This is a genomic window from Sphingomonas sp. 1185 (assembly GCF_040544655.1).
In the GTDB taxonomy this organism is placed as follows: Bacteria; Pseudomonadota; Alphaproteobacteria; order Sphingomonadales; family Sphingomonadaceae; genus Sphingomonas.
Genome location: NZ_JBEPKL010000020.1, coordinates 67,405 through 76,254 on the forward strand (window position 1 = coordinate 67,405; position 8,850 = coordinate 76,254).

6 protein-coding genes are annotated in these 8,850 nt (G+C 57.5%); 4 read left to right on the plus strand and 2 right to left on the minus strand.

Annotated features, from left to right (window positions below; translation table 11 throughout):
• Positions 1–156: 156 nt before the first annotated feature.
• Positions 157–558, minus strand: coding sequence for a hypothetical protein (locus tag ABIC44_RS13665; protein ID WP_354296069.1), 402 nt, complete (start codon positions 556–558; stop codon positions 157–159).
• 566 nt (positions 559–1,124) lie between these two features.
• Positions 1,125–1,781 (minus strand): 4'-phosphopantetheinyl transferase family protein, encoded by a 657-nt coding sequence (locus ABIC44_RS13670; RefSeq protein WP_354296071.1) that lies wholly within the window; start codon positions 1,779–1,781, stop codon positions 1,125–1,127.
• 407 nt (positions 1,782–2,188) lie between these two features.
• On the opposite strand from ABIC44_RS13670, the gene ABIC44_RS13675 reads away from it, so the two are divergent.
• From ABIC44_RS13675 to ABIC44_RS13690, 4 genes are all read left to right on the plus strand, one after another.
• Positions 2,189–3,193, plus strand: a complete 1,005-nt coding sequence (locus ABIC44_RS13675) for a fatty acid desaturase (RefSeq protein ID WP_354296072.1) — start codon at positions 2,189–2,191, stop codon at positions 3,191–3,193.
• Positions 3,190–4,326, plus strand: coding sequence for an aminotransferase class I/II-fold pyridoxal phosphate-dependent enzyme (locus ABIC44_RS13680; protein ID WP_354296074.1), 1,137 nt, complete (start codon positions 3,190–3,192; stop codon positions 4,324–4,326). Before ABIC44_RS13675 ends, ABIC44_RS13680 begins: the two co-directional genes overlap by 4 nt.
• 1 nt (position 4,327) lies before the next feature.
• Positions 4,328–4,537, plus strand: a complete 210-nt coding sequence (locus ABIC44_RS13685; RefSeq protein ID WP_354296075.1) for an MbtH family protein — start codon at positions 4,328–4,330, stop codon at positions 4,535–4,537.
• A 39-nt stretch (positions 4,538–4,576) separates the two neighbouring features.
• On the plus strand, positions 4,577–8,850 hold a 4,274-nt coding region (locus ABIC44_RS13690), incomplete at its 3' end, for a non-ribosomal peptide synthetase (RefSeq protein WP_354296077.1).

Here is an 8,850-nt window from a genome sequence, read left to right on the forward strand (position 1 = left end):
TGTGCGGAATGGCAGTGTCGCGCCTCGGGACCCCGGGGATAGATTGTCCGGCTGATTGCATCGCGGAGGCGACCATGAGGCGATGTCGGCGCGGTGGCGGTGGCAACTTGCCGATCGCGTTCTTCGGTTCGGCGACGGTGGTGATCGGCGGACCGCTCACTGCATCGTTCGAGTGGCGGGCTGGCCGAGCGTAAGCGTCAGCATGATCCGCGTCGAGCAGAGCGCGCAGTCGAGTGCCGTCCTCGCGCCCTTCGGACACCTCAGGCACGTACGGGGTGCGGACCCGTCTACCAGGCTGACCAACAGGTGCTCATCGTCGGACAAAGCCGACGCCGCGCCGATCGCCATCGGTCGGCCCAGCGCCGCTTCGAAGAAGACATAGAGGCTGTCGAGCACCGGCGCGAGCATGGCGCAACCTCGCCTATCGAGCCTCTGGGCAAGGCAGGGCTGCACCGGTTGCCCACTGTCGCGTGCATCTCGCCAGCAGCGCGCCGCATCGACCAGCATCACCGGCACGACGGCAATCTCTGACGCGGCTGACAAAACATGGCGGGTCATGCACGATACTTTCTGGACTGCCCCCTTATCGCCTGTTGCGAACAATTCTCACTATTTAGCAGCCGCGGGCGACTGCCGCAAGGCAATAGAAGGGGCTGGATTACCGTCCACCGACAGTGCCCAGATCGGAGCAGCCAAGGCACTGAGTAAGAGAACACATTTAGGCACTGACTCAGACGGTAGATCAACACCCGGCGATCAGCGCACCTTGGGCGCCGGAGCGGATAATAGTCATACCGGTATCAGCGAGATCAAGCGGATCGGTCACCACACTGCATGTCGCATATGAGCGTCGGCCCCGGCCCTGGGCTCGATGATGGCACCCGCGAAATCGCTCCCGAGCGGGTACTGAAACGTCGCATGCGACAGGAACGCGAGCAAGACAGTAGCCAGTCGTCGCATATGCTTCACCGGCTCAGGTCGTCGCAATCCATGCCATCGAACACGCTGCCCGGCGCAAAGGACGTCCGTCCGTTAATGGAAGCCATAATCGATGCCCATGTTTCGGCTAAGCGGATGGCCTGGATGGATGGCGGCCGAGTCGGCAGGCTTAAATGCAAAATACATTAGCGGTAATACGCACTTGTATAAATCCGACCTTTATCGATGGCCCATCGCCCAACGATTGGGCGAGATCCATCCCAAACGTTTTGGCCTTGAACAAAGGCGGCGCGATAAGTGCCATGGCAATCATCATCATGCGAAATCCACTCGACGACAACATCAGCGAAGTCGATAAATTTTTGGACAATCGGAAAAGCACATTTATAGATACTCTCTTTGGCGCTAAACAACAAGCTTAGATGATCGACCGTGCATGGAAGATCGGATGATCGCTCAAGTTCATTATCGGCGCAAACTAAGGGCGCGAGATCGCCTGTGACACTCCCGAGCATCGTCAAATCCATGCCGATCGAGCAGTAAAGCGCGCCTGAAGCGACCGCCGCGCACGCCTCATCGCTATCGTGCGTGATACTGCCTACGAAGCCCTCCGGCCATATCGGCATACCGTGCTTTCCGATCGGTATCCCACATGACTCTCGCCCCAGTTCCGCAAGCGCCAACCTTGCGCAAAATCGCCCTGCAGCAAAATCTCTTCGGCGGCGTAGCGCAGCACGCCTTACTGCGAGCGCTTCAACCGGAAACAACGGCATAGATGACGCCGCTTGTATTCTGACCCGCTTTACAGCGACGTCAGCTGGAAATAGCAACAGGCTTTGCATTCACCGAGCCACCCAATTTGACGGCATTAGCCAATTTAATATCCAATAGGCCTAATTGTACATTTTACTACAGAATCATGCGCGAATGTCGTCCCGCAGTTCCACGCTACGCGCTGGTCAGATACACTTTACCGCAGCGGCGGTGAACAACCCGTATTCTGTAACGCTTTACGCCGCTCCGTCAGCGGCTTGATCCTGTCCATATGATTCCGTCACGCCGGGGCAAGCATGGGCACATGCATTTGCACATGACAACAGCATTACGGCATTATCTAGAATACAGCCTTAATTGCCTTCAAAATGAAGGTTAATAGAGGTTCTCGACATTCCAACCTCGTGATACCTAAAACACGACTCGGCAGCATTAAGCGTTGCGATATGCTTTCGCGCAGGGGCGGGATGATGATATGAGCGAGTTTACCGCAGAACATTATCGCCTTCCCGCTGAAGCGCGCACGGCGCTTCGCAAGCTTTATCAGCTTGATAACATTCACGGACCGCTCGCTGTCACGATCAATATTGCCATCGTTTCAATGGCAGTCTGGTCGACGCTACAAATCAGCTGGCTATTATATCCTGTAGCGCTTCTTGTTATCGGCTCCCGGCAACGTGCCTTCGCTACAATGATGCATGAGGCGACCCATAAAACTCTTGCTCGCAATGCATGGTTGAACGGTTTGCTCGGAACGGTGTTCGGCGGATATCTCGTCTGGTCGACATTCAGCGCATATCACAGTTCTCATGTCCGCGGACATCATGGAACCTTTGGCGATCCAGCCTTAGATGCGGATTACGCCTACATGATAGAACGGGGTCTCTACGAGCAAGCCACACCGCGGGAACACTTCGTTGCGCTCGTGTTGAAGCCACTTTTACTGACCAACGTTTATAGTTATTTGAAATACATCTGGCAGTTCAGGATAAATCCGACGGATCATGCAGCGGCACGCGAGGCGCGATATCTAGTTCTGTACTGGCTAGTCATTGTGAGCATTGCGTCTTTAACTGGCCACATGCTTGATCTTATTGTTTTTTGGATAATTCCATTTTTGACGACGTTCCAAGTGATCGGATGGTTCATCGAACTATCGGAACATGGCCCACTTATGGAGAATCGTCGGGTGATTGAAAGGACCCGTAACCGGAACAGCCATTGGATAGAGGCGGCATTCACAGCGATGCACAACGAGCATCTTCATCTCGTTCATCATCTTTGTCCCGGCATCCCTTTTTGGAATCTCCCAGCACTTCATCGCTTGCTATTGAAAGACCCCGATTATCGGGCCTGGGACGCTGACTGCGGCGGAATATTTCTGTCTAGTAACGGTGCGCCGTCCGCTGTGTCCTTGATTGTCAGCAGATCCGAGAACTTGAAGGCAACCAGTACCGCCCCAAAGGAGCGCCGCGCATGAAACGTAACCTCATGGACGACTGGCTTGTCGAACAGGGGAGCAAGGTCGTAATAAACCTTGGCGAGAGCAGCGTGGCGGACATTTCGATGTTAGCCCTCGGCGTGCCCGCTTTAGCAAAAGACGTGCTAGAGATGAAACTTGGCAACACGGCGACGCGCGGCTCGATACGCCTGCGCAGCGCCATCGCTTCAAGCTATACTGGTATCGATCCCGCCGACGTACTGGTCACGGCGGGGGTGTCCGAGGCGCTCGTCGCGATTGCCCTTGCCCATTTTGTTCACGGTGCAAACGCCATCGTCCCGATACCCGCATTTCACGCGTTGTACGACGTCCCGGAACTGATCGGCTTCAACGTGCGGAAGGTAGATCTGCTTGAGGGTGAAGGGTTTCGGTTACCGGTCGATCGGGTGATAAAGGCGATTGATTGCAAAACGCGGCTCGTTATCCTTAATAGCCCCCATAATCCCACTGGGGTCGTATATCCCGCTGGTGACATCGCTCAGATAGCCGAGGCCGCCGGCGCGGTAGGAGCGACCGTAGTTGTTGATCAGCATTATCGGTTTCTGCCCCGGGGTGTCGGTAAGCCAGCTGATTTCGATGCGCTACCGAACGTCGTGCTGCTGGGGTCAATTGGTAAATGCTTCGGGTGCACCGGGTTGCGGATCGGCTGGATTGTGGCTTCCCCAGCGCTGCACGAACGGTACGAGACCTTTAAGTTGCTCCTGACGCACAGCGTATCCGCCGTCAGTGAAGCGATTGCGGTGGAGATCCTAGAGCGGCGCGAAATTTTGCAGGCAACAATCGAGCCGGTTGTCGTCACGAATGCCGCTCGCCTGGCAGAGATGGTTGCAGCGACCGACGGCGCGGCTGCTATCCTCCCGGACACCGCCGGAACTACCGCCTTTATTCATTTGCGGCAGGTAACCGACACGATGGCATTCGCGCAGCGACTGCTCGACGAGACAGGCGTGCTGATACTGCCAGGCGAAAGCTTCGAACAGCCCGGCTTCATCCGCGTCGGACTGGGTGCGGACCCCGCATCCTTCGCCATAGCCTGCGACGCCTTACTGGAGGCAATCGCCGGCGCCCCGCGGTCATGCGCGGCAATTCCGCAGACAAACTGGAGCGTTTGAGATGAGCGACAACCCTTTCGATGGCGACGGTCAGTTTTTGGCTTTGATCAATGCCGAGGGCCAATATTCTCTTTGGCCGATCTTCGCCGATATTCCGGACGGTTGGGTCACCACATTCGGTCCGGCACAGCGCCAGGAGTGCCTCGACCACATCGAAGCAAACTGGACCGACATGACGCCGAAAAGCGCGGTCGCAGAGGCGGCGCACTAAAATGACCACGGCGACAATCGACTGTGATGGGACGACCCAGTGACGAAACTTTCAAGCGAAACTCGCTGCGGGGCGCTCGTCTCATCCACGGGCGATTTGAACGACAAGTCGCTGCCAGGCACGACGGGTCAATATCCCGACAGCGTCCGAGCCAGCAACCAGCGACGGGTGCAGTTAACGTTTCCGTTTCCCGCATCGCTGGTTGATCAGGTATTGGCCTGTGCCCACCAACATGGCAAGCGACCAGAGGCGATCCTGCACACCACACTGGCCGTGCTTCTCGCTCGCCTTACCACCGACACTGATATCCGCGTGGCAACATCCTTGTCCGAAGCGGCCGCGATTGTTGATGGATTGGCATGGGGCGGTCCCAACGCCACGACTGCCTGCGACGAGACAGTTGTCCTCACGCATCAGATCGTTCTTGGGACACCGTTTGCCACACTGTTCCAGCAAGCCGACATTGGCGCCTTATGCCATCTCAACAGTAGATCCTACCAAGACGGGCCGAAGGCTGCTGGGGATGCGCAGTCAGCAACTCGTGCCCGCGTGCGGCTAGATAGTCTTGGATCATGTGGCGGTGGTAGGCACGATTACGATCTCGCGCTGACCGCGCCGTTTCCGCTCTTCAACGACGGCACGTTAAAGGTTGATTTCGATACCGCAGCGTTTACCCCCCACACAGTGCAGCGGTTCGTTGACCGTTGGCTGATGATCATCGCTGCGGGCTGCGCGGATCCGATGATTAGCATCGACGCCTTCGATCTGCTGAATGATGCGGAACGACGCCAAACAATTGCGGCGGGTGCCGGACCAAGTCGACCAACGCCTGAAGCCTCCTTTATCGAGACTTTCGAAACTCAAGTCTCACAATATCCCGATTCGGTCGCGCTCTTATGTGACTCTGAACATATATCCTACTCTGAATTGGATCAACGAGCCAACGCATTGGCGGAGGTCATAATCGGGCGACGCGTGACATTGGTCGGTGTCGCGCTTCGGCTGTCCGTTACAAGCATCGTTGCTATTCTCGCGACCGCGAAAGCTGGTGTAGGATATCTCCCACTCGATCTGGACTATCCCATCTCGCGGCTCGCCTATATGGTCGGCGATGCGGCACCCGATCTTCTGCTGGTAGACGATCCTGATTTTCCGGCACGCCTGAAGTGCAGCGTGGATACGCTGGTTATCACACCAGACTACAATTATGCTTCGGCGGACAGGCCCACCTTTTCGCGTCCCCTTCGAAATCCTAAACCCGCAGTGGTCATCTATACATCGGGGTCGACCGGACGTCCCAAGGGCGTGATGCTCAGCGTCGCAAACATCACCGCATATCTCGACTGGGCGGTTTCCTTCTACCGGATTCCGCCGATGGCCCGCGCGCCAATCGTGACATCGATGTCGTTTGACGGCTTCATTTTGAGCATTCTTGTGCCGTTGCTGTCAGGCGCAACCCTAGTATTACCAGGCGCATGTCCCGTCGCCGACATGTTGCTGAATGATGCCCGCGAGGGTCGATCGGCAGGCTTCCTCAACACGACGCCAAGCCATATTGATCAACTGGCGCTCGCAGCGGGGGAAAATGCAGTAGCGCTTGCCGACATCATCGCGGTTGGCGGTGAGATGCTGCACGCCCAGACGATCGCGCGGTTTGTTGAGGCGGACCGACAGGTCACTATTGTCAATGATTACGGACCGACCGAGACCACGGTGTCGAGCACCGCGCATCGGATCGATATCGAAGCGGCTAGCTTAGAGACCACCGTGCCTGTCGGCCGCCCGATCGCCAATTGTCATATCTTCATTCTCGACAACAGGTTGCGACCAGTTCCAATCGGTACACGGGGTGAAGTCTATATCGCGGGCTATGGCGTCGCGAATGGGTATGTACGTCGCCCCGGAGAAACCAGCAGCCGGTTCGTGGCTTGTCCGTTTCTGCCCAACGGCGAGCGCATGTATCGGACCGGGGACTTGGCGCGCTGGCGTACCGATGGGCTAATCGAGATTGTCGGCCGCATCGACGCACAGGTGAAAATCCGGGGGTTTCGCGTTGAACCGTCCGAGATCGCCGCGACGATGTCCCGGCAGGACGGAATTACCTCGGCAGTCGTGGCCGCTGTTGCAGGACGTTCAGGCGAACCACAGCTGGTCGGTTACGCGGTGGTCGACGAAGCTCAACTTAGCACGGTGAACGCGCCCGCTGATGCTGTCGCAGGTTGGGACTCGCTCAATCAGCGCTTGTATGCGGAATCAACCGATATTCGCAGTGAAGACAAGTTCTGGGGCTGGGACAGCAGCTATACCGGACTGCCCATCCCGACTGCCGAAATGGCGGAATGGCAGGCCGAAACCTGCCAACGTATCCTTGAACTTCGGCCCCGCCGAGTTCTGGAGATCGGCGTGGGCGATGGACTAATGCTGCAGGAGATTGCCCCATCCTGCGAGGAATATTGGGGGATCGATCTCTCCTCGGATGTGATCGACTATTGCCGTCAACTTGCCGATTTACGGCCAGAGATCGCCGCTAAGGTCCGGCTTCGCGTTCAGGAGGCAACCTGCGCTGAAGGCCTACCGCCCAGCTATTTCGATACAGTCGTTATGAATTCCGTGGCGGCCTATTTCCCAGACGTCGATTACCTCGAAAACGTGATGAAGATGGTCGCGACTTTGCTCGCCCCCAAAGGCCGCTTCTTCATCGGCGACGTTCGCAATCTCGCCACACATCGCCTGTTCAGCGCGACGATGGAGATATCACGCGCATCACCCGACTTGTCGGCCGCAGATTTGCTCAGTAGCATCGATCGCAATAGCTTTTTTGAAGAAGAATTACTAATCCATCCCTCGTTCTTCACCGGCCTCCGCGACTATGCAGCAGCCGACATACAGTTGAAACGTGGTTTCGCGTCCAATGAGCTTACCCGGCATCGCTATGATGTCGTCCTATACTTGTCGCGCGATGGGCTTACATCATTCGCCGACGTACCGACGATGGACTGGAGTTCGGAGTATCGTGACCTGGCAGGTTTGCTGGGCCGCTTGGAATTCTCACCATCACCGCGGATACGCGTCCGCGACTTGCCATATGGGCGTCTCCACGGAGAGCGGATGGCGCTGGAACTCGTCACGACGGGCGATACAGCGTCCGCGCGGGCGGCCCTTAACCATGTCCCTTCATCCGATTTTGATCGCCTGTTCACTGACACCGCAGCGCTGCCTGGATATCGCTTCTGGCCGACCTGGTCGCACGAGCCAGGCTCAACCCGGTTCGACCTATGCGTGGAGCGTATTGGCAACGGCGATACGCCTTCCGCGCCGGTAGATCTTTTCCTCAGTGACCACAGACCTGCCCGCTTGGTAAATCAGGTTCGCTCCAGGTCGCGGGTCCGCGCGCTCGAACGTCAGATCCGCGACACGTTAGCGATCGACCTGCCCGACTACATGGTCCCCTCCGCGATCGTCCTCATCGATGCTGTGCCTTTGACGGCAAACGGTAAATTGGACACCGCCGCCCTCCCTCGTCCGCTGGCCGAAGCGGGTCGGGGCGAATGGGCGCGCAACGGGCTAGAAGAGGAGTTGGCGGCGCTATTTGGCGAGTTGCTCGGTCTGCGAAAGGTCAGCCGCGATGATCATTTTTTTCTGCTCGGGGGCCATTCGCTGCTAGCGACACGGCTGGTGAGCCGGATTAGGGATGTCTTCGGCGCTGAACTGACGATCCGCACCATATTCCAAGCGCCAACCGTTGCGCATCTCGCCCAATTCCTCGTCGGAAGCCTGCCGGGGCGCCAACCGATCGTGGCAGGACATCGTCCCGACCCGCTCCCCCTCTCATTCGCTCAGAGCCGACTGTGGTTCCTTGCGCAATTAAATGGACCGAACGCCGCGTACAACATGCCGTTCATTTTGTCGCTTGCTGGTTCGCTCGACCAAGCCGCCTTGCAAACAGCACTGAATGATATCGTCGATCGGCACGAAAGCCTGCGTACAGTTTTCGCCGATGACCGTGGTGAGCCGTATCAGGTCATCCTTCCCCCAGGGACTATGCTGCCTTTCGTCCGCCGCGAAATTGCAGAAGCCGGCGATGCTGAAGCAATACTGAGGGAATTTGCGCAAGCGCCCTTTGACCTAGCCGCCTCCCCCCCGGTGCGGAGCCTCTTGCTCAAACGTGGCGAAGATCTGCACGACCTCATGATTGTCATCCACCACATTGCTGCTGATGGCTGGTCGCTGTTGCCGCTGTGGCGCGACCTTGAACGCGCCTATGCGGCGCGGCGTGACGGCGCGGCGCCGGACTGGGCACCGCTGGCGGTGCA

Bases quoted from the DNA above. Each gene is read 5' to 3' on its own strand.
- ABIC44_RS13685 (WP_354296075.1), top strand. From the start codon at position 4,328: ATGAGCGACAACCCTTTCGATGGCGACGGTCAGTTTTTGGCTTTGATC.
- ABIC44_RS13670 (WP_354296071.1), bottom strand. From the start codon at position 1,781: ATGCAAAGCCTGTTGCTATTTCCAGCTGACGTCGCTGTAAAGCGGGTC.
- ABIC44_RS13680 (WP_354296074.1), top strand. From the start codon at position 3,190: ATGAAACGTAACCTCATGGACGACTGGCTTGTCGAACAGGGGAGCAAG.
- ABIC44_RS13665 (WP_354296069.1), bottom strand. From the start codon at position 558: ATGACCCGCCATGTTTTGTCAGCCGCGTCAGAGATTGCCGTCGTGCCG.
- ABIC44_RS13675 (WP_354296072.1), top strand. From the start codon at position 2,189: ATGAGCGAGTTTACCGCAGAACATTATCGCCTTCCCGCTGAAGCGCGC.